Source organism: Larkinella knui (assembly GCF_003858645.1).
In the GTDB taxonomy this organism is placed as follows: domain Bacteria; phylum Bacteroidota; class Bacteroidia; order Cytophagales; family Spirosomataceae; genus Larkinella; species Larkinella knui.
The window spans coordinates 643,047-665,322 of the sequence record NZ_RQJP01000003.1 but is presented as its reverse complement, the minus strand read 5'-3'; the positions used below and the strand labels follow the sequence as shown (position 1 = coordinate 665,322).

General features: G+C 48.9%; 19 protein-coding genes and 1 pseudogene. 8 read left to right on the top strand and 12 right to left on the bottom strand.

What is annotated here, in order from left to right:
• The first annotated feature begins 216 nt into the window (after positions 1-216).
• Complete coding sequence (locus EHT87_RS16795) at positions 217-1,566, top strand: type IV secretory system conjugative DNA transfer family protein (RefSeq protein ID WP_124907809.1); 1,350 nt, start codon at positions 217-219, stop codon at positions 1,564-1,566.
• Positions 1,567-1,670: 104 nt separating this feature from the next.
• Positions 1,671-2,636, top strand: a complete 966-nt coding sequence (locus tag EHT87_RS16790) for an amidohydrolase family protein (protein ID WP_229321136.1) — start codon at positions 1,671-1,673, stop codon at positions 2,634-2,636.
• Positions 2,637-2,810: 174 nt separating this feature from the next.
• Here EHT87_RS16790 and EHT87_RS16785 read toward each other — a convergent pair whose 3' ends face one another.
• Entirely contained in the window at positions 2,811-3,038 is a 228-nt protein-coding gene (locus EHT87_RS16785) for a hypothetical protein (protein WP_124907807.1), read from the bottom strand.
• A gap of 244 nt (positions 3,039-3,282) precedes the next feature.
• Between EHT87_RS16785 and EHT87_RS31335 the strand changes: the two genes are divergently transcribed.
• Positions 3,283-3,459 carry a hypothetical protein gene (locus EHT87_RS31335; protein WP_185716257.1) on the top strand — a complete coding sequence of 59 codons (177 nt, stop codon included), beginning with the start codon at positions 3,283-3,285 and terminating at the stop codon, positions 3,457-3,459.
• A gap of 219 nt (positions 3,460-3,678) precedes the next feature.
• Here EHT87_RS31335 and EHT87_RS16780 read toward each other — a convergent pair whose 3' ends face one another.
• Positions 3,679-7,230 (bottom strand): carboxypeptidase regulatory-like domain-containing protein, encoded by a 3,552-nt coding sequence (locus EHT87_RS16780; RefSeq protein WP_124908142.1) that lies wholly within the window; start codon positions 7,228-7,230, stop codon positions 3,679-3,681.
• Positions 7,231-7,311: 81 nt separating this feature from the next.
• The gene (locus EHT87_RS16775) at positions 7,312-8,433 is read right to left on the bottom strand and encodes an FAD-dependent monooxygenase (RefSeq protein ID WP_124907806.1); all 1,122 of its coding nucleotides are present in this window, start codon (positions 8,431-8,433) and stop codon (positions 7,312-7,314) included.
• A 38-nt stretch (positions 8,434-8,471) separates the two neighbouring features.
• Here EHT87_RS16775 and EHT87_RS16770 point away from each other — a divergent pair, with 38 nt between their 5' ends.
• On the top strand, positions 8,472-9,482 hold the full coding sequence (locus EHT87_RS16770; protein WP_124907805.1) for a helix-turn-helix domain-containing protein: 1,011 nt from the start codon (positions 8,472-8,474) through the stop codon (positions 9,480-9,482).
• A gap of 282 nt (positions 9,483-9,764) precedes the next feature.
• Positions 9,765-10,253, top strand: a complete 489-nt coding sequence (locus EHT87_RS16765) for a Crp/Fnr family transcriptional regulator (protein WP_229321134.1) — start codon at positions 9,765-9,767, stop codon at positions 10,251-10,253.
• A 93-nt stretch (positions 10,254-10,346) separates the two neighbouring features.
• On the opposite strand, the gene EHT87_RS16760 is transcribed toward EHT87_RS16765, so the two are convergent.
• From EHT87_RS16760 to EHT87_RS16725, 8 genes are all read right to left on the bottom strand, one after another.
• Positions 10,347-10,700: a nuclear transport factor 2 family protein gene (locus EHT87_RS16760; protein WP_124907803.1), complete on the bottom strand. Its 354-nt coding sequence runs from the start codon at positions 10,698-10,700 to the stop codon at positions 10,347-10,349.
• 217 nt (positions 10,701-10,917) lie between these two features.
• Positions 10,918-11,529, bottom strand: coding sequence for an NADPH-dependent F420 reductase (locus EHT87_RS16755; protein WP_124907802.1), 612 nt, complete (start codon positions 11,527-11,529; stop codon positions 10,918-10,920).
• Positions 11,530-11,547: 18 nt separating this feature from the next.
• Complete coding sequence (locus EHT87_RS16750; RefSeq protein WP_124907801.1) at positions 11,548-12,411, bottom strand: pirin family protein; 864 nt, start codon at positions 12,409-12,411, stop codon at positions 11,548-11,550.
• Between the two features lie 180 nt (positions 12,412-12,591).
• Entirely contained in the window at positions 12,592-14,136 is a 1,545-nt protein-coding gene (locus EHT87_RS16745; RefSeq protein WP_124907800.1) for an alpha-N-arabinofuranosidase, read from the bottom strand.
• 435 nt (positions 14,137-14,571) lie between these two features.
• Positions 14,572-16,995, bottom strand: coding sequence for an ABC transporter permease (locus EHT87_RS16740; protein ID WP_124907799.1), 2,424 nt, complete (start codon positions 16,993-16,995; stop codon positions 14,572-14,574).
• A gap of 460 nt (positions 16,996-17,455) precedes the next feature.
• Positions 17,456-17,863 (bottom strand): EthD family reductase, encoded by a 408-nt coding sequence (locus EHT87_RS16735; protein WP_124907798.1) that lies wholly within the window; start codon positions 17,861-17,863, stop codon positions 17,456-17,458.
• 213 nt (positions 17,864-18,076) lie between these two features.
• Positions 18,077-18,427, bottom strand: a complete 351-nt coding sequence (locus EHT87_RS16730) for a hypothetical protein (RefSeq protein ID WP_124907797.1) — start codon at positions 18,425-18,427, stop codon at positions 18,077-18,079.
• A gap of 852 nt (positions 18,428-19,279) precedes the next feature.
• Entirely contained in the window at positions 19,280-19,861 is a 582-nt protein-coding gene (locus EHT87_RS16725) for a chemotaxis protein CheB (protein WP_124907796.1), read from the bottom strand.
• A gap of 136 nt (positions 19,862-19,997) precedes the next feature.
• Between EHT87_RS16725 and EHT87_RS16720 the strand changes: the two genes are divergently transcribed.
• The 3 genes and pseudogenes from EHT87_RS16720 to EHT87_RS31855 all read left to right on the top strand — a co-directional run.
• Positions 19,998-20,300: a hypothetical protein gene (locus EHT87_RS16720; protein WP_124907795.1), complete on the top strand. Its 303-nt coding sequence runs from the start codon at positions 19,998-20,000 to the stop codon at positions 20,298-20,300.
• A 114-nt stretch (positions 20,301-20,414) separates the two neighbouring features.
• Complete coding sequence (locus tag EHT87_RS16715) at positions 20,415-20,771, top strand: hypothetical protein (RefSeq protein ID WP_124907794.1); 357 nt, start codon at positions 20,415-20,417, stop codon at positions 20,769-20,771.
• 127 nt (positions 20,772-20,898) lie between these two features.
• Positions 20,899-21,051, top strand: a pseudogene (locus EHT87_RS31855) (transposase); the annotation flags it as partial.
• Positions 21,052-21,394: 343 nt separating this feature from the next.
• Here EHT87_RS31855 and EHT87_RS16705 read toward each other — a convergent pair.
• Positions 21,395-22,078 (bottom strand): porin family protein, encoded by a 684-nt coding sequence (locus EHT87_RS16705; RefSeq protein ID WP_124907793.1) that lies wholly within the window; start codon positions 22,076-22,078, stop codon positions 21,395-21,397.
• Positions 22,079-22,276 lie beyond the last annotated feature (198 nt).

The following is a 22,276-nucleotide window of genomic DNA, read 5'->3' as shown; positions in this document are numbered from 1 at the left end:
GGTTTTATTAGAGCGATTAAACGGATGTCATATTAGAATACATCAGCCGGTGACGAGCCAAGGATCGTGTTGAAGCACCAGAATGGGAAGCCGGTAAGCGGTTTTTATCAGGAAAAAGAGGCCGTCTTGCCATGTTGGATTAAACGGATAATCTGCTATTTTTGATTGATTAACAAACCCGTTTCTCTATTCCTGACCCATTACTTTCCTGAATTCATGCCCCTTGACTCTGCTTCTGTATTGGTTGGCTACACCAGCGACGATTCCCTCAATCCTTCTGCGTATTCGTTTGAAATTGCCGGTTTTCACGCCCGGCCAAAAGTGGTTGAGGAGCCGCCTGTTGAACCACAACATCTATTTTATGACGGTACGGCCCACCTCATGACTGTGGCACCGACCGGCACCGGCAAGGGGCGCAGTGTCGTTATTCCAACGCTGTTGACCTACCCGGGCTCGGTGGTGGTGCTTGATCCTAAGGGCGAAAATTATCAGGTCACAGCCCGCGCCCGGCGCGAAATGGGGCAGCACGTCATCCGCCTGAATCCCTTTGGCGTCAATGGCGAAAAAACGGACTCCTTTAACGTAATGGATGTGTTCGATTTGCCGGGCATCGACGTCGAAACCGAGGCCCAGCTGATGGCCGAGCTGTTTTCACAAGGGAATCGGGGTTCGAAAGAACCGTTCTGGGATCTTACAGCCTGTATGCTGCTGGCGGGTGTCATCGGGTATGTGGCCACGATGAAACCTCGGGAAGAGCGGACTCTTCAGTCGGTTCGTAATGTGCTGTTTGACAATGATGCGGTCTATTCTTTGGCGGTAATTCTGGATACGGTTGGGAAGAAAATCCCCAAAGCCAGTTACCATCAGATTGCGGCTTTTCTGGCCATGCCCGATCAGAATACCAGACCCAGCGTGCTGGCAACGGCAAATGCCTACCTCACCCCCTTTCTCAGCAACGATGTGATGCAGGCTACCAACACATCGAGTTTTTCGCTCAATGACTTCCGGGATGGCCGGCCTGTTTCGATTTATATGGTCGTACCGCCCGACAAACTCACCTCGCACCGGGCGCTGCTCAAACTCTGGATTGGCATCTTGCTGAAGACCATTACCAGCCGCGAAGTTATTCCGGATACCCAAACGCTGTTTATGCTGGATGAGGCCGGTCAATTAGGGCATTTTGCTTACCTCTACAGTATCATCACCTTGTGCCGGGGCTACGGACTGAAATGCTGGACAATCTGGCAGGATTTTCAGCAACTGGAATCGAATTACCCGTACGATTGGCAAACATTGATGAATAATTGCGGAGCATTGCAGTTTTTTGGGAGCAAAAACCAGCAGATCGCCCGCCGGATTGAAGAAGTTACCGGCGTTCCTGCCTCGCAGGTAAGACAATTGGCCAAAGACCAGCAGTTATTGATGCTGGATGGTACACCCATGATTTCCCGTAAACTGGATTACCTGACCGACCTGATTTATGCCAGTCGGTTCGATCCTAATCCGTTTTATAAACGCTTTCCGAAGCCACCGACAGCAGCCACCGACGCTCCGGAAATTAACTGAGGTCTGTAGCAAGGTAACCGAACTGCTTTACCGTAATCCGGTCTTCCAGCCGAACAATCGGAGGCCAATGGCTGCCGACCCTGGCTGGAAACGGTCGTAATTTCATGCCCATGAACCGTCGTAATTTTCTGACCCTGGCCGTTGGTGCTTCCGCGGCAACCGGATTTCCTTCGTTAGGCGGGGAGGATACCGCCATCCCGATTATTGACACCCACATTCATTTGTTCGATCCAAATCGCCCCCAGGGCGTACCCTGGCCGAGCAAAAAAGACGGTATTCTTTATCAACCCGCGCTGCCAGACCGCTATCGCCAGATTGCGGCACCCCTCGGAATCCGGGGCGCTATTGTCGTGGAAGCCAGCCCCTGGCTGGAAGACAACCAGTGGGTACTCGACGTGGCTGGCAAAGACACCATCATTGTCGGAACCGTGGGCAATCTTGAACCGGGCCAGCCGGACTTCCCGCGGCAGCTTGAACGCTTCCGGCGCAATCCGCTGTTTCGCGGTATTCGGAACGGAAACCTTTGGGACCGTGATCCGGCCCGCCAACTGTCGAATCCCCGGTTTGTAGCCGACCTGCGTCTTCTGGCTCAGGCGGGACTAACCCTGGATGCCGCCAACCCCAATCCGGCCCTGCTGGCTGCCATCGTACGAGTCACGGATCAGGTGCCTGCCCTGCGGGTCGTCATCGATCATCTTCCGCAACTGAATCCGCCGGAAGCGGCTGCCGCGCGAAAAGCCTATGAAGCCGATTTGCAGGAGTTGGGCAAGCGCCCGCAGGTTTATGTGAAGATTTCGGAAGTTCTGCGCCGGGTGAACGGAACCATTCCGCAGACACTCAGTTTCTACCGGGCACGGCTGGATGAACTCTTCGGTATTTTCGGTGAAGACCGGTTGCTCTATGGGAGCGATTGGCCCAACAGCGATCAGTGGCTGCCTTTTCACGTCGGATTGGGCCTGGTGAATGACTACTTCAGCGCCAAAAGCCGGACCGTGGCCGAAAAATACTTCTGGAAGAACTCGGTGGCGGCCTATCACTGGCAAAAGCGCGACCCTTCGCAACCCGGATAAAGTCGGCGGGTTTTACGCATGATTCGACAGGCACGGGCTTCCTGAACGGGTCCCCGCGTGCGGAGAATCCCTTCCGCCGTCACCAAATTAAAAAAAGACACGGCGGCTTTTTCCGCCGTGTCTTTGGTGGTAGTAAAACGGTCCTTCGGGTTGAATGAAAATCACTGACCGGAATTATCGGCCTGCTCTGACTGTGGCAGATGGTTGGACCGGATAATTGGCAATGCTGTTTTTAAAGTCGGATAGTACCTGTTCGGTATTGTGTTTTTCAAATGAAGACCAGATGCCTTCTCCCAGGTAGGTTCCTTCCCGACCAACACAGAGTCCCTGCTTTTGCAAATACTCGACGAATCGGTTGAGAATAACGGTATCGTTTTGCTGAATCTGAATAAATTGAGACATGGGTATCGCTTTGTTACGGTGGAGGCAAAATGTACGACAATTATTGGACCAAACCATTGATTAGAAGGATAATTTCTATTTTTCGATTCCTTTTGACGGCTTTCTTGAAAGTGCCGACAACTTTTATCCGACCCGTCAAACTTTTGTCCCGTTGATACGTGCACCAAACCGGGCCTTGGTGAGCGAATCTACAGTTGAATAATCCCGGATTTTTATGAAATTACTACCCTAAACTTTTATGAAAATGAAAAAAGGATTCGCTACCAAAAAAGTAACGCATGAGCAATACGGTGAAGGAACGGTTCTGAGGGTCGAAGGGCCAAAAGGCCGACCCTCACTGATTGTCGTGCAGTTTAAGGATGAAATAAAGGCGTTTCCGCTTGGTTCCAACAGCCTTAAATTTAGCCCGAAAGAGGACTGAAGCCAGCGAACCTAAGCCTTTGCCATCATAATCAGGGATCTGAAGGAGCCGTTGATGCTGTTCTCAAACGAAAGGGATCTGATAAACTTCCCTCAGAATGAGCGCAGACGTTCGATTAAGCCTGTCAAACGATCCAAAAAGTGCCTGAGCACCGGATTTAACCGGGCGGTCGTTGGGGTGAAGTTCCTTTAAAGATCCGGCCGGTAAGCTCAGGAAACCTTAGTGAACCCGGACCACCTGAACGCCCAATACCGGACGACCATCGGCCGTAATACCCTGGATCACTACGCGCAACGTCTGTACGACGTCCGATAGCGGAAACCGTAGCTGGCTGTGGCCCTGACCATCGGTTTGCATCAGGGGTTTCCAGTACAAGACGTCCCGGGAATCGACCGGGGCCGAAAGGGGGGCGGTTGGTACATCCGTATCATAGCGGGGTACATAAAATTCGCGCTGCACCGACGGATACCCAATGAATTGGATCGGCGTCAACCCCGCTTGGGGTTTCGCGCTGCTCTGCATAGAACGGGCGCTTTTGGAGTAAAAAGCAATTACGCCATTCCCTCCCCGAACCCCATAAATACCCGCCGTACCCGAATTTTTCAGCAATTCGATCCGTTCGATATCCCTTGAATTGAATTGCATCAAAGCGGTTCCGTCGGGGTCCTGAATGGGAATACCGTCCATCAAATACAAAGGTTGCAGGCCACTTTTGAAACTATTCACCCCCCGTATGAATACTTTGTAGCTATGCGCTTGCGCGGCTCCTTCCCGGGTAACCGTCACACCCGCCAATCGTCCCTGAATCATTTCGTACAGATTTGAGTAAACAGGGGATTTGTCATTGAACACCAGAACGGCATCCGCCGTATTGTGCAAACTACGCCGTTGAATATCCTCGGGCCTCTCCTCGTTTTTTCGCGCCCGAACCGTCACTTCTTTCAGCACGTTCGCCGTTTTGTCGCGGTAAAAATCGGCGTTTGCCTCCTGCCGGATACGGATCGCTTCCAGTTGAGCGCGGAAGTCCGGCCAGTGGGGAGCAAAGGTTGTTTTTAGGGGTTCCCACTGGCTGCCCGGCTCTTCCTGAACCAGATAAGCCTCTTTTGAAAGACTATTTTTCGACCGACGATCCGTGAACTGCGTCATCAATTGAATGGTATCAGTTATAGCCAGCCCCGCCAATCGAAACCGCCCCTGTTCGTCAGCGTCTGCCGATTTTACGAACGATTGCCCAACGGCTGTCGAGACCACGGTAAGCTGGGCTCCGGGTAGGGGTTGATTTTTTGAATTCAGAATGCGGCCCCTGAGCGATATACCACCGGGCGGTTCCGGGTCTGGTGTGCCACTGACCCGTCGCCAGCCCTGGGTGAGCAGCAGGTCGTCCAGCGCCTGCCGGGTTTCGGCCGAATGATTCACGACGTAGTGGTTGGGGTTCTCGATTCGTCCCCGGAGTTCTCCCGTCAGCAAGAGATGCGCCTGCAACGTGGCATCGGCGGTATCTTCCGGCACCTGGCCGGCATCGGTAATCGATGCCGATAACGCGGCTAAGGCCGGTGCGCCGTTATCATTCAGATTGACGCTCAGAACAACCGGCTCGCGGGGCTGATACCGGGTTTTGTTGAAGCTCATCAACACACGCACCGGCGCACTGAATTCGGAAACAAAAACCAGTCGCTCGGCATGCGGCCTGGCGATGGCATCGTAAAGGGTGATTTGCGCCAGGCCCGGTAACCAGCTCGTCATGGGCAAGCTTACCTTCGCCACCCCATTTTGCAGGATAATTTTTCGCTGATCGACCATACGGCCGTGCTGTTGAATCAGAATATACACGGAGTCTAAACCGGTGCGGTTCGTGCTCATGACCGTCAACGCCAGGCGGGTTGTATCGCTGATCGCATCGGCCGAAAGCAACAGCCCTTCCGTTTCGGGTCGGGGCAACGGAACGCGTTGCGGCTGGTTGGTATACGCGACCTCGGCGTAATACGTCCGCTGCGGCTTTGGCTCCATCGATACGCTGGTCATTCCCTGCTGATTGGTCTTGAAACGGACGACTTCAGTTCCTAAATCATCCACAATGCGTCCCGCGACGGGCAGGCCGTGACCGTTTGACTGTATAATTTTTATGCCCAGACGCGCGGGCAAACCCCAAATCCAGCGCCCCCCTTCCGGCAAAATCTGAACGTCTACCGGCTGCGGAACCGAATCCGTGTGGCTGGATACCTCGTTCCGAAGCAGATTATAGATCGCCACCGACCGCTCGAAAGCGGGGCGTCGCTGGGCCTCATCTTCGTCGGTATAAGCGCGCAGGCGGTACGTTCCGGTCAGCAGGGTATCAGACAGACGGAAATTGCCCTGGCCGCGTCCATCAACGATCCGTACCCACTGGTGCTGCACAAGTTTCCCGGATGACGTTAACAGGTCGACATGCAGGGCCGTTTGGCCACCGGTTCGCTGGTAATGGGTCGCGTCGAGTACGTACGTACTCATCCAGAGCCGGTCTCCCGTGGCATACAAGGGTTTGTCGATGTGAACAAACACGCTGGGTGCCAGCACCTTGAATCGGTCGTTGAAAGCCGCCGTAATCCGTTCCAGGCTGGCGTCGGGTGGGGCGAGTTTTCCCTGGGTAGCCAGCGGGCCGTTTGGAAGCGACTCTTTCTCATTTCCTTCGGGTTTCCAGTCGGCAGGCAGCATCGTCGATAACCGGTCGTTGCCCATCGAACCTTTTGCTTCCATCCCTTCCGGCATCGTAATCACCCCGTTGACGGTCATTTGCATCTGACCACCAGGCAGGTTCATTTCCGTATAGGCGTAACGGGCATCGGGATAGGGCGAGAAATTCGAGGACGCATGCGTATAGAATACGATCAGTTTCAGGGGCGAAACCAATCGGCGTTCGGTCGATAATCGACCGGGTTGAATCAGGGTAGAAACCTGAACCGGAATCAGACGCTTATACTCACTAACTGCAGCCACGAGGGTGATCTGCCTGCGTTCCAGCGGTATCATTTTGGTGCCGTCTTCCTGATAAACCTGAAAGCCGGCCTGTTGGAACGTATTGTCAATCAGGCTGGCCATTAAATGGCGAATCGATCCCTGGTAGGCGGTCAGCCGGTTACGCCGGAAGCGGCTGGCCTGCCGTTCGTTCTCGGGTTTTAATTCTTCGAACCGGGCCGTACCGGCCGAATAAACGCTGCCCGACGGAGCCGCGTCGAAATGTTGCAACGCATAAATCAGCCGGTATCCCAGCGCCTGATTCTCAATTATCAATGGCTCATTCGCCGTCGCATACAGATGCTCCTTCTTTTCTTTAAAATTGAGCGCTTCGCTGTTGACCAGCAGACACTGTCCGCCGAACGGCTCGCCGAAGAGTAGCTTTTTAAATTGACGCAGGTGCCGCTCCCAGCTCTTCGGATTGCCCCGGACGGTTACGGCATCCAGCAGTTGGACGCTGGGTTGCAGCCGAAAACTGGCTTTTTGAGGAGACGTATTATCAAATCGGATTTTTTGCGTAGCCGGTTGATAACCCACAAATGAAGCGGCAATTTCGACCGTACCCAGGGGCACACCTGCCAGCGCATAATAGCCTTTTTCGTCGGTAATGGCGCCCCGCGTTGATCCATTGACGTAGACGTTGGCAAACGGCATCGGTTTTCCCGTGGTGGCATCCGTTACGTAACCGGTCAGCACGGCGGTCGTTTGTCCGTATGCCATCAAGGTAGACCCCAGAAGGAGAATGGCTGTTATCCAGCCGATGAAGAAGGTATAACGCATCATTATTAACGTGTCGTCTCTAGAAGAACTCCGCTACGCAATTATACTGATGGTTGTACCACGCCTTGGTCCGTCAATAAACTAGTTGGTTTCTCTGCCTGATTTATTCCGTTCATCAATTTTTTCCTGTGTCTCCGGCAGTATGAATGACATTCCGTCATAAACGGTGGCCTGTAGCGTTTCAACCACAGGCCGAAACGTTTCGTGGTAAAGTTTGAATGCGCGGTTATAATCTTCATTTTGGGCCATTGCATCGGCTAACACGGTAGCACCTTGGATGGCCAGTGTACTGCCCATGCCCGTTGGAAATGCGGGAGCATACCCTGCATCACCAATTAAAGCTACCCTTCCCTTCGTCCAGGTCGGCATTTTTATCTGGCAACCCTGATCTAAATAAAAGTTATCAGCTTGTTTTAACTCTTCAATAAGTTGGGGCACTTTCCAGCCAATTCCCTCAAAGGCATCACTAACCAGTTGCTTTTGTTCCTGGATGTCATAGCGATTGTAAGTGATTTTATGAGAAGACCTGAAGGCCAAAACCGCATCGGCTGAATCGGTATTGTAAAAATAAACGGTGGCCATCGTATTGGGTGTATTATACATATGGGCATAGTTTTTCTCTCCCAGACGTCCATCCACGGCAAATACAGAAAAGTAATAGTTTAAGAAATGGGTAAACTGATCCTCCTGGCCAAATACCAGCTTTCTGACACCGGAATGAATCCCGTCGGCGCCAATAACGAAATCGTACGTACCTGTTGTTCCGTCTTTAAATGTAGCCGTTACTTTTTCCGCATCCTGATCGAGTGCTGTTATCCGGTTATTGAATTTGTACGTAATACCATCCCGAACATTTTTATATAAAATGTCTACCAGATCGTCCCTGCGTATTTCGATATCATCACCCGGCCTTATGGCGCCTATTTCCTCAACCAGCATGATACCCTGCACCTCGTTTTGTGCATTCATGAATTTCAGACCTTCCGTGGGCAATTTTGCTTCTTTGATTGCATCCAGGATGCCCATCCGGCTGGCACAATCCAGGGCTTCACCGCGTACGTCAATGGGCGAACCGCCCCGTCTGGGCTCAGCACCGATTTCCACAACGGTTACCTCGTAACCATAACGGCTCATCCAGTAAGCCATCGTCAACCCGGCAATGCTTGCACCGGATAGCAGGATTGTTTGTTTTGTCGTTTTCATCGCTAAATCGTTATTTCAACAAAAGTAATGGGCCTACTATGAGTAAAATAGCTACTTTTGGCCAAAAAATAGTCGTGAAAGCTCAATTTTTGGAACTCAGTGTTAATGAGCCGGATGCCGTTCTGGACAAGCTGGCGGAAATTTTAGGGACGACCTGCGATAACGGTTACCTGCAAGTTCCTGAGACCCGGGGGCGGGGCTATCTCCATGGTTTTGTATTGAGCGATGCCCTTGGGCTGATGATCCGGGATTGTGAATTCAATGATGATCTTTTGATCAAAAGGAATTTCAACCTTAACCCGCATGAGCGCATCCTGATGACTTTTAATAATGTGCTGCCTTCCGGAGACCAGGGTCCGGGCCCGGCAAACATCCGCACTATCCCGTCCGTTCAGATTGGTAAAGGCAATCTGAACCTTGAAATGTTTTACCCCAGCCATACTAATTTCAAGTCCATTCTGGTAGCCATAAAGGCGTCTGGTTTAAAGAGCCTGCTCGGCTTGCAAAGTGTCAATGCCGTGCTGCAGACGATCCTTGAAAGCGATCAGCCTACCCTGTTTGAAGAGATCATTTCACCAAAAATTCAACAGGTGGCTTTAGAGATCACCGAAAATGACCTGCCGGAAGCTTTTCACCCCTTTTTTTACCGGATCAAAGCGGAAGAGCTCATCTGTCTCACTTTTGCAGCGTTGCTGAAAAGGCAGGATACTTCCATTCAGGTGCTTCATGAAGCGGATGCGGAGGCTATCTACCGCATCAGGGATCAGATTCTGGCTGAGTTGGCTACGCCCCCGGTTCTGGATGATCTTGCCAAAGACGCCGGTATGAGTAAGTCCAAACTAAAGCGGTTGTTCAAGCAGATCTTTGGGGAAAGCATTTTTAACTACTATCAGCGCTTCAGGATGAGCGCGGCAGCGCGGCTGCTTAAGGAGCATAAGCTCACTGTCTCGGAGGTGGGATACGAAATGGGCTTCTCTAACCTGAGTCATTTCACGCGCACGTTTGAAGCGCATATCGGCATGAAACCCAAGAAGTTCTCTTTGCACTAGTTGGGTGTGGGTCAATTATCTCTTCGGAAACGATCCGTTTTCAAGCAGGACTTCCCGAAGTCAGGCCAGGCTTCCTACAATTTTTCTTTTTCAGTAAACGCTGCTTTGCCAGCCCTTATCTTTACAAAGTTAAATTCTTGAAACGTCCATCTCAGATCGATACTAGTGTTCAATCCTGTTTTGATGCTCACTTCGCTTATCCAGTATATACAAGAACGGTCCTCCAGTCCGCTCTCCGAGGCAGATATCCGCTTGCTCGAGGAAGCGTTCATTCCTAAAAAATTGAGAAAACGACAGTTTCTGTTGCAGGAAGGTGAAGTCTGCAAATCCATTGCCTTTATTGTGAAGGGGGCTACCCGCCAGTACACGGTCGACGAAAAAGGGCATGAGCATGTGCTTAATTTATGCATCGAAAACTGGTGGACGTCCGACCGCGAGAGCTTTCATAAAGAAATACCGTCTATCTACAATATAGACGCCTGGGAAGAAACCGAGTTGCTGTTATTACCCAAGGCAAACGGGTATTACGAGCGGGTCAATACGATTCCTGCCTTCAACGAAATGCGGATAAAGCTTGATGATAATCAGTACATTGCCGCGCAGAAACGCTTGAATATGGCAAAAAACTACACGGCTGATTATCGTTATGGCGAACTGATCAAACTTTATCCTGAATTTTTGCAGCGTTTTCCGCAGCACCTGATCGCGTCTTACCTGGGTATAACCAAAGAAACACTGAGCCGCATTCGCCATCAATCGATAAAAAAATAACCGGCCCATCAGTAAGAAATACAGGATGGGCCAGAGCAACGGGCAGTGCTTTGATAACCGGACATGACCTTTCAACCGCCTGCCGTAACCTGGTTACCGAGCATCCATAAAAACATACAGATGCGCTACTTTCTCCTTTTCCAGAACAAAAAAATCCATACCCGTTAAAACATTCGGCCCCGTACGAATATCCCAGTAGAGCCGGGCTCCATTTTGGGTACTTTCCATGGGCTTTGTTACCGTAAACTTAAAATTGGCATCACCCGCAAACAGCGTGTCGATAAAGTCCGAAATGGCGGTAGGGCCGGTAAGGATAAAATCCTTGTCGTACATTTTTATAGCGTCGGCGTAGATGGTTTGCATCAGGGCATCACGCGTTGTGCGGTCTTTTTCGTTCCAGACAGCGGTATGGGTCTGCTGAAGCGTATTGATTGATTGGGTATCCATGGGTAGGCTAGTTGGTTTAATGCCAGAACGATCCGGTTTTCCTGCTTAAAAGTAAGCGTCGAAGTTGGTGTGAAACGTTGATATAGATCAATAAAGATCGTTGTTCCAGCCCATTATATGGGTTGATGATGAGCAGGCATAACCGGTTTACGATGCCGGTACCAATTCCCCGGCTGCCGCTGGTAATGAACAGGCTGTTTCCCGCGTATTCTGTTGCCTACCGTTTTACTTTGATGAATTCAATTCCCGACAAAGCCCCGCCCACATCCTGAAGGTGACCGCCCTGCCGGAACGTACCCAGATCAACCGGCTCAAAACCCATTGCTTTTGTAATTTCGGCTACTTCTTTTTTCGCATCGGCATCCTCACCACTGATCACAATAACCGTATTGCCCAGGCTGGTTTGCGAGGGCTGGGCAAGGGTAGCAGCCGCGAGGGTATTGAACGCTTTGACCACCCGCTGCGCGGGAAACAGGGCCGCAACATACTCGCCCGTTGGCTTACCCGCCGTATCGGCCAGTTGAAACGGGCTGGCTGAAACGATATTGTTGGTGGCATCGACCATGATCTTGCCGCTATATTTCTGTACTTCGCTGGCCAGATCCGGCAATTGGGTCCAGGGAACGGCAATAAATAAAACGTCGGCCTGGGCAATGGTTTGGTTAAAGTCAGCGGCCGTTAACGATCCGCCCAGGGAAGCCACCAGGTCGGTCAACGATGCTGTCCCGCGGCTGTTGGTGATCAATATCCGGTAATTGGTTTTGGCCAGATGCGTGGCCAGTGCCCGGCCAATATGTCCTGAACCGATGATGCCGATTGTGTAACTCATGTTCGTTCTGTTTTAAAATTAATAGGTCAGTTTCCGGGCTTCGGGGGCGGCAGCGATATGCGTCATCGTCCCGTTTCTGTATTGGTGGTACAAGTCGGCAATCTCGGCCTGGGTATCGGCAATAAAAGGCCCGTAGGAAACGATGTTTTCGTGGGTAGGTTCTGCCGCATAGAGCACGAACCGTGTGTCGTTTTCGCCGGCCTGCATCGTCAGATTACTAGCGTCTTCGGTGTCGAATACATCCAGCCACGCTACCTGATCATGGTTTATTTTTGTATCCGCGATCTGGACCGAGCCGCTGATGACGTACAAAAAGGCGTTGAAACGGGCCGGAAACTGAACGCTGGTGTCAACACCTGCTTTCAGGGTAAACTCAGCGGCAATGAGGGGTGTGTAGTTTTTAACCGGTGAATGAATACCGGCCAGCGTGCCGCTGTAGAGCCGCATGTTGACACCGTCTTTGTCCAATACCGGTACCTGCCCGGCAGGCAAAATCTGGATACGGGGTGTAACCCAGCGGTCTTTTCGGGGGAGATTCAGCCACATCTGAAACAAACGCCCTTTGGTTGGCCCATCGATGGTTTCGGTGTGAACCGTACCGCTACCGGCCGTCATGATCTGGAAGTCGCCCTTTTTCATGGACTCCAGCCTTTCTTTTATTTCCCCATCGATCAGAAGAGACACCGTTTCAAAGCCTGCATGGGGATGAGGGCCGCCGGCGGGTTCGTTGTCTTTTTTGTCCAGCATATCGTCCATCAGGAAAATGAACGGATCGGTTTGGGCGAAGCCGCCTGTCAAAACGGTACGGGCCACATGACCGGCGCCCAGAAAGCCCGGTTCGTTGTGCGGTGTATATAATCGGGAAACGGTTCTTTGTATCATCACGGTTGCTCGCTTTTGCAGGAGCAAACTTACTAGCATCCGCCCCGGCAAACCGATGAGGTATGGTAATTAAACCTGTTGATGTAGATCAATAGTTGACAATGAAAGGGTAGGGGCGATCCGCGTTTTTATGGCTCCTGCTGCTGAACCGCCAGCGAATCTCTTCTGCGGTTTTACCAGCTACTGAAGTTCCAGCACCACGACCGAAGCGGGTGGTAATATGACCGTTAGTTCATCGCCGGAGAGTTTGGCGTCGGAGAAAGCGACGGGTTTAACTTTGTTGGCATTATCGAACGTATTGTGGTCCTGCACCTTCGATGAGGCCAGAATTCGGCCAGTCACACCGGATGCTTTCATGCCTTTCAGGTTAACCGTAACCGTCTGCGGCTGCCCGGCATGGATGTTGACTAGCGACACGTGTGTTTTACCCGCCTTGTCGCGGGAGGCCGAAGCCGAAACCGCCGGGAGTTTTTCTTTTTCAAACGTATAATCACTGGTGGAAATATCGATCGGTAATAAAGTCGCATCCTGGTGAACATTGTACATTTCCAGTACGTGATACGTCGGAGTCAGCACGATTTTGGTTCCCTCGGTCAGAATCACGGCTTGCAATACGTTCACGACCTGGGCCAGATTGGCCATTCGGACCCGCTCCGCGTGTTTATGGAAAATGTTCAGCGTTGCTCCGGCCAGCACCGCATCCCGCATGGTATTTTGCTGGAAGAGAAAACCGGGGTTGGTGCCCGGTTCCACATTGTACCAGCCGCCCCATTCGTCGACGACCAGGGCTATTTTTTTCTGCGGGTCGTATTTATCCATAATGGCCGCGTGTTTTTCAATAAACTCGTCCATTTTCAGGGCCTGTTTCATGGTTTTGACGTACTCCGCTTCCGTAAAATCGGTTGCCGATCCTTTTTTGCCATCCTCCCAGCTGTGCACCGAATAGTGGTGCAGCGCCACACCTTCCATCAGGTTGAGGGGAATGTTTTTCATAAGCGTTTCCGTCCAGTTAAAGTCGCTGGAATTGGCCCCCGATGCAATCCGGAAAATGCGTTCCTTGCCCACCGCCGGGTTCATGAACGTTGCATACTGCCGGTAGATGTTGGCGTAATAATCGGGCGTCATATTGCCTCCGCAACCCCAGGCTTCGTTGCCCACGCCCCAATACCGCACGTTCCAGGCTTCCGGACGGCCGTTTTTTTGTCTGAGATTCGACATGGGGCTATTTTTTGGAAAGTTGACGTACTGCACCCACTCACTCAGTTCCTGCACCGTTCCGCTACCGACATTGCCGGCCAGATACGGCTCGGTGCCCAGCAACTCGCACATGTTCAGAAAGTCGTGAGTTCCAAAGCTGTTGTCTTCCGTTACCCCGCCCCACCAGGTATTCACCATTTTGGGCCGTTGGGCTTTCGGACCAATTCCGTCTTTCCAGTGGTAGGTATCGGCAAAACAGCCGCCCGGCCAGCGCAGGTTCGGGATTTTCATTTTTTTCAGGGCGGCAACAATGTCGAGCCGCACCCCGTTTTTGTTCGGAATTTTCGCATTGCCTTCGCCCACGTAAAACCCGTCGTAAATGCAACGCCCCAGGTGTTCGGCAAAATGGCCGTAAATGTGACGATTGATCACGATTTTGGACTCATCGGCCTTGATCGTCACCCGGTTTTGGGCCATGACCGACCACACACCACTCATACACAGCAGTACTAGATACAGTTTTTTCATGTTCGTCTATCAATAAACGGCCTCGCTCCAGCAAAGCTCTGGTTTCAGAAAGGTATCGAATTTTGATGGAGTCCAGTTTTATCGCTCCCCTTTTTTTATTGCTTGTCACAGGATCCGATTCTGGGAAGTAAGGCCGCAGAACCAGAACTCATCTCAAAAGCAAGCCCATCGGCAAAGGTGCGAAAATGATAGAAAAATTAATACCGGCAAAAGGAAGCTACGACTGATTTTAGTCAGGTCACTGTAAATTAATTGTGGGGCCGGCCTCTCCCTTTGAACCCTGCTATTCACCTAAAAATGCCGCTTACTTCTGAGCCTCTTGACTTTTAAAGTCCGTGATGGTTTTTCCGTAGAAAGTGACTGCGTCTGAAGGGCTGGAAAAGAATGTTTACAGAACGTAAATGACGGTTTTACGGGCTCATACTAAACCCCAACTCAGTCGCTACGCAAGCTCTTGACGGGATTCTTCAACGCGGCTTTGACACTTTGAAAACTTACCGTTACCAAGGCAATTCCTGCGGCAAGTCCACCCGCTGCGGCAAACGTCCACCACCTGATGTCCGTTTTATAAGCGAATTCCTGTAGCCACCAATTCATGGCGTACCCGGCCATGGGGGAAGCCAGAAGAATAGCCAGACCGACTGGCTTAAGAAAATCCCTGGATAGCAGCAGGACAATGCTCGACGTGCTGGCTCCCAGTACTTTTCGAATACCGATTTCCTTCGTACGGTTTTTAGCCGTGAACAGAGCCAGACCCAAAAGACCCAAACAGGCAATGCTAATCGCTAAAACCGCAAACCAACTCAACAGAGCCGCTACCTGTTCATCCGATTCGTATTGTTGCTGGAAATGATCATCCAGGAAAAAGAACTCAAATGCGTTGCCGGGAAATGCTTCCTGATAGACTTTTTGAAGCATTGCTATCGACTCCCGTGCCGTATTGCCTTGCAGCGAAACTGTCAGAAAGGTACTATTCCAGGGAATGTGCTGAAAAATAAGGGGACGATTTGCCGTTTTAAGCGATTGTTGATGGAAGTCATTCACGACCCCGATGATCTTTTTGGGTATTACGTTGCCAATCTCCTGATTGATAGCCTGTTCTGCGGTGGCGAAGCCAAAAGCCTTTAACGCACTTTGGTTGATGATAACCGCATCGTTATCAGGCGCTAATTCTTTTTTGAAGTTTCGGCCCGCCAGCAGCTTGATTTTGTACGTCGGAATAAAATCTTCGTCAACCGCCAGCATACTGCACCGTTTGTAATCGGCGGCAGCCTCATGAAACCGCTGCCATTCGTCCGTCCAGAAAATTTCCTGCCCCGGAACTTCGGAGGAGGTCGCCACCTGCTGAACGAACGTATGCACCAATAGCTGGTCCTTAAAAAAGCGAATGTCATTGGTGAAGCTATCCGTTCGTAATACTTTGGGCGCTTTAATAATCAGCTTCTGGTCGATGTTCATCCCTAAATCCTGCTGCTGCATGAAATTGAGTTGCTGATGAATAACCAGGGTGGCAATGATCAGGAAAATCGAAGCTGTAAACTGAAACACCACCAGGGCCTTTCGGGACGATTCGCCACCGGCTTGTTTAGGCAAATGCCCCTTTAAAATGGCAATTGGTTTAAACGAGGAAAGGATAAAAGCGGGATAGAATCCGGCAAAAAAGAACCCCAGACAAACTACAGTCAGGGATATGACCCAAAATAAGGGCTTCTGAAGTCGGTGAAAACCGTTGGTAGCCTGAATCCAGTCGTCAAATACGGGAAGTGCCAGAAAAAAAAGACCGATTCCAATCAACACGGATACCAGATTCAGGCCGAAGGATTCAACCAGAAACTGCTTGATGAGCTGGCCTTTTTTAGACCCCATCGCTTTTCGGACACCAACCTCTTTTGCTCGTTCAATCCCTCTCGCCGTGGCCAGGTTAATGTAATTAAGCCAGCCAATGGCCAGAATCAGAAAAGCGACGAGGATCAGCACATAAACGCTGCCAATTTTTCCGTTAGCTTCGACTTCTGAAGCCGTTTGGGAATAGAGGTGAATGGACCGAAGAGGTTGTAGAACGAACGTTTGTCTGATCTTGTATTTTTTCAATTGATTACCAATGTGCTTTTCGATGACACTGGACAGTCGGCCTTCCAGGGCTTCTGGCGAGGTGCCTGGTTTGAGGAGCAGGTACGTATAGAAATTGGTCCAGTACCAGCCTCCCGTGGCAAACTGCTGATTTTTGAGCAGATTCTGGATGGAAAAAACAAAATCGAAATGGATGTGACTAGTTGCCGGAATGTCAGCAAATATCCCTTCCACAACGTAGTCACCGCCCTGCCAATCGGTGCTTAACCGAAGCGTTTTGCCGATCGGATTGTTCGGTCCAAAATATTTCCGGGCCATCGTCTCTGAAATCACAACGGACTCGGGCCGACGCAACACCTGATTGGTAGAACCTTTTAGCAGCGGGAATGAAAATACATTGAATAAAGACGAGTCGGCATAGAATGCTTTTTTCTCATGATAGCTGACTAGTTCACCCGTTGGTTTGCGGTAACTGATCATGCCATCGGCCCGGTGCAACCGCACGAAATTTTCGACCTCTGGAAAGGCTTCTTTTATCGCCGGAGCTTCGGCATAGTAGCTGATTACACTGCTGGTCGCCAGAACACCCTGTTTGTAATCGTCCAGCCGGATGCGATAGATGTTTTCCGCATTGGTATGGAATTCATCGTAGCTAAACTCAGCGGATGCGTACTGGGCAATTAGCAGGAAAGCAGCGATACTAGACGCTAATCCGAACATCATAATGGACGAAATCGCCTTGGATTTTAGCAAATGACGCCAGGCAACTTTGATATAATTCCGAATCATAGCCAACGTGAATTAGTGATCAGATAAGGAGTTTGGGTTCTCTGCTGATAACCGTGGGCTAATGTATAACTTATTTATTAGTTAAAAAACTATTCATTTAGTTATTTGGTGGAATCACTATCGCTAGCAACTTAAAAGCATATTATTTTGGGCGGGAGTTGTACTTCGCCTGACGCTTGAAAGCCATCTAGCTTGCGCCCACTGTGAATTATTTTGCAGGAGAAAGCTTATTTTAATTTAACTAGCGGAAAAACAGTGATGAGACATGTAGACGGCTCTGTTTCTTACCGATAGACAGGCTTCCGGAATGAAACGAAAGAACCGCCTTTGGGGTATACCTTGGTGTATATACGATGGTTTCAGAAGCCGTTAGTCTGCTACCGAGCAATCGTTTACGGATAGGCACTACCGGAATTGTGGGAGCCTTTACCTGATGCATGGCCAAGCCTCTGACCCCTGGTTACTTGACTACCTCACTCACCAAAATGACCGGGCTGATATTCGTGTAATTTGGGAAGTCTGCCCGAATGGCGTCCCGGTTTGGCGCGATGGCCGCTTGATAATCGCTTAAGCTTTTTACATAGAATGTGCCAATGGCCATGAAAGGCAGTGGTTGGTTAGGAATACCGCTGGAAAGTCCTTTTTCAATGGTGTATTTGACCAGATTTGCCCCTAAAAACCCGGCTACCATAGGCATATGCTTCGTTTCATAGTATTCCATATTGAAGGTTTTACCTTCGGCATAAGGGTACATGACGGATACTTTAATTAAGCCTTTTTCAACACCAGGTGCGGTTTGCTTTCCCTGACTAAACGCAGCAAAACCAGCGGTTAAAAGAAAAAACGATACGATCAGTTTCAATTTCATAATGAATTTGGTTTGAGTGATAAAACAAGCAATTTGAAAGATGCGAAATTGCTGGATCTGTTACGGCCGCTTTTAAGTACTAATTGGTGCGTCCCGGACTGCAGTTCATCCAATCCGAGTCCTGAAGCTCCCAGACTTTTAATAGAAACCCGGTACTAAGCCCCATATTTCTTTTTGTTCGGCCATGAAAGAGGTGGTTTCGTTGCTATACGATTAATCCTTACAATAAAGAGTTCCCTGTTTGAATTTAGGCGACTTTCTTGCCTCGGTAATGGTTGCTTTTGCGATTTGTTCATACGAGGAAGTTAAGAGAACTTTTTTGGGTACACCTGCCAGAGAGGCTGCCAAAACGATTTCTCCTATTTCTTCCAACAGCAAGGTAGGAGACTCCTTACTGAGGGCATCGTTAAGCAACCGCTTCATTAGCCTGATTTTAAACGACTGAGTGTTATACAACTCGGGTAGCTGAGTTATAAGGTCTTCAATCATCCGGCGTATTTCGAAAGATAGCAAGGAGTATATGTCATTGTAAAGCCACCAGTTTTTGCTTTGCCGGGCAGTCATCTTTGCATCAGATTAGGCTTTAAAAAGTAGCAAGATATCAGTAATATAACAAATGGTAAACAACCGTTGGCGATTTTTTAGAAGGCGATACGGTAAACTGAAGGACATTTGACTCGCTGATTTTACGGTATCGTATTAGTAAAAACCGCTATCTTTCGTAACAAGCCCTGCCAATTTACCACCGGGCACTACCGCCGATTAGACCTAGAAGTGGTTTGGCTATTCCTTGCTGCTCTTGGAGCCTTGAATGATAGTGTATCAAATGATGACTACAGTTCCAGTATTCTAAATAATTAGCATCGATTTATATTTTACTATTCATGGGTTTTAACCGTTTGGAAGGGTTTAATACTGTCAGGTCGTATTATTCCGGCCATCCTCTTGACCGTGTGCTATAGCCGGAGTCACCGGGAACCAAATAAGATAAAGAATCCATAATCGGATATGTCCTGTTTAGGCAATTAGTGCCCACTTATTCAATTCTAACTTTTAATGTATCTTGCCGTGGTTTATAGGAGGATGTATCAGACAAAACAAGTTGTAAAGTATCATTAAATAGTTTGTAACTCGATAGAATCTGGTACCGCTCAAAACTAGTAAGCACTTTAAAATTACCCTTCAAAAGTATTCTTCTAATTTGAATATAGTCTTGCTGAGTAGCGTTTGATGATATGTAATAAATCGCGAACGATGCTTTATTATAGTTGAATTGGGTAATTTCAATAGGCTCTTCATCAAACAATGTAAAACTCCCTTGAAAAATAAATAAAACACTTGATGCTACTACTAGTATAACAACCGTTGTTTTCGCAATTGTCTTTATATTCATTTTTGTGGTTCTATAAGTAGCAATCAGGTTAACTCAGCTACAAAAGTTAATAAAGCCTGCGCTAAGTGTTTTGGCGATAAAATTTGAGTGGGATGGTCCTTCAAGATAGCCGACTGGGGCATACTTGTAAATTCAGCGGTCTGGAGATCCTGGACCATGACCATGCCCTGTTCATTGTGAATGGCAATGGCGCCCAAGGTCCCATCGGTGCCAGCGCCTGAAAGAATAATACCGATCGCATACGCTTGCTGAGACTTGGCTAATGACTTAAAGAAAATGTCGACTGCCCAATTGCTCTTTTCCTCGACCTGTCTATCCTGTAAGTGTAGATAACTGTTTTCAATGGTCATCATTTTGTTAATCGGTATCATGTATATGCTATTGGGTCTTATTTCTTGCCCTTCAGTAGCCCAACAAACAGGCATAGTCGTATACTTGGCTAAGAGTTGATCCGCTAGACTCACATAGTCTCGATTTAAATGCGGAATAATAATAAAGGCAAGCCCGGAATCAGGCGGTATTTGCGCAAAGAAACTATGCAAGGGCTCCAGTCCTCCAGCGGATACCCCAATGGCCGTGATGTAGAACTTACTTTCGTCAGGCATAGGAGGAATGATGTTGTATAATCCAATGGTATGCTGCCCAAAATACCAAAAATTTATTGGTATTTTTATAAGTCCATAAAACGTGTGGTTTATAAATGGACGTTAGTTTTATAGAAGTTGCTTAACTTTGTTTATTATGAAGAAGATTTTACTCCCCAATCCACCAGCCTATGCCAGAATAGCAATCGCTATGTGTGCATCCTTAGGTTTACTGATTGTTGTCTTAAATCTTGCAATCATTTTAGGTGGTACTGTGATTTATGGGTTTGACTTCCTTTTAAGTTATATTGATCCACAATCACAGATGGTACTATTGGGAGGTATAGCCAGCTTTGAGAATTTTAAAGCCGCTTTCCTATACGTAGCTGTGCTTATAGTAACTCTTGGTTTAATGGGTTATGATACCAAAAACATAGGGCAAGTGTGGCATATCAAATAGACGTATGACTGATTAATGGGAAGTTTTTTAGACTATTAAATATTTTATCTTCAATATATTACAACGGCTAGTGTTTCAAATGGGTCAGGTAAAAAATTAAACCCAATTCATTCAATGAGACTTTCCGCTTTACCGATTCTGGGAGCAGCACTTTTACTTTCGTGCCAGCAGAAAGATATTACAAAGCCTGATTGTGGTTGCGATGGCAAAGCTTTCCAGGTGCTCAATAATGTGAAGGCTTCCTATACCGGAAAAAGGTTTTTTATGTATAGAGACCCTCAAAATGATAAATCAGTTAAGGGACTTCAACTTTGTGAATCGACCTTGATGGATCCCAACTGGCAGGCAGATTCGACAAAATTCAATTTTACCATTAGTGGGCAGATTAAATCGGTTTGTACTCCTTTAGGCATAGAAACATTGATTATCCAGATTCCATTATTTGTACCGACTCAAATTGTTAAGGAGTAAAGTCCATAAAATGACCTTAGCCCAAAACTGGACATTCATAGAGTGGAGAAATTCGGGCGATTTTGATAACTTAAACAGATAGAAAAATCGCTTCTGAAAAAGACCCGCGGCAGCGGACCGCAAATTCACCGAAGCGCAGATTATTTTCGCCCTACGTCAAGCTGATACTGGCATACCCGTGGCGGAGGTTTGTCGGAAGATGCGCGTAAGTGAGGCCACCTACTACAATTGGAACGGGGCCGCCCGCGTGGAAGAAGTATGCTGGCCCGGGAGTTCCTGATCTCCGGAGGCTTCGACAATTGGAGCCGGGCCGCTGGAGAGTAGGAAAATCAACAATTAAAACAGCTTGTCGCCGATCTGAGTCTGGATAAGCAAATGCTTCAGGACGTGGCTCTAACGGGGCCGCCCGCGTGGGCCAGCCCAGAAACGGATGCTGGCCGCTAGCTTAATGAAGGATTACCGGGTGCCTACTCAACGGGCTTGTTCTGTTGTGCAACTTCAAAGATCCTGTTGCGGGGCCGCCCGTGCGGTAAAAAACTTAACTTTCACTGGCTCACGTCAAAGGGTTCAGGACACCTGGTTTATGGATTAGCAGTTATTTTGAGACCGCGGCAAACTAATCTTTATCCCCGTTTTTCAGTTTGGTTCTTCTTTGGCTTCTTCGAAACAACCAGGCTGATATTGAGCATTCGGTTGTATCGCTTGATGTCCTGAGAGATGTTTACCAATCCATAGCCGTAACGAGCATCCAATAAAAGTTGGGTTCTTTTGATTCGAAAGCTATACCCCGCACCCGCCTGGAAACCCAAATCCCACCGTTTGAAGTCACCCGAAGATGTTCCAAAGGAAATCCTGTTTGAAGAGGCTGGAATCTCTTCAGAACCCGCTATTTTCAAGCGACCTCCTAAGGTGTAAGCTGCATAAGGACCGGCATTGACATAAAAATGATGGAGGTGTATACGGGCTAAAACAGGCAGCTCAACCGTATAAAGGCGTACGGTTGATGGGTTGATGGTCAGCGGATTATTCTCTTTCAGTTTTCCTCCTTTCAGAGCAAAATAAAGCTCCGGCACAACCGAAAATAGCGGACTTATTTCAGCCTGATAGGATGCACCGATTTGTAATCCTTTAAAATCTTTCTTATACGGTTGCAAGGCCTTATTCATACTTCCGTAGTTAAAGTTCGTCGTCAGGGAATTAAGAGACAGACTGAACCGGCTCTCTTGCGAAAAAGAGGTAATCGAAATGGTCATCAACAGCACCAGGGCTGCGAATGAAATGGATACTGAGTTGATTGGAGTGTTCATGATAATTTAGTTTTACGTGTTTAATTGAAAGTTTGATTAACTACTTTAGCGGTATGCTTAAAGCTCTGACTATAAGCTCTGAAGTAAGACTCATTCAATTGTGGCAACAGGAGAAGTGTACCAGGAAAACATGAAAGCGAAGCCGCTCCGGTACTTGCAGGCAATACCGGTTTTCGGGGAACAGGCTCGGAGTTGAAG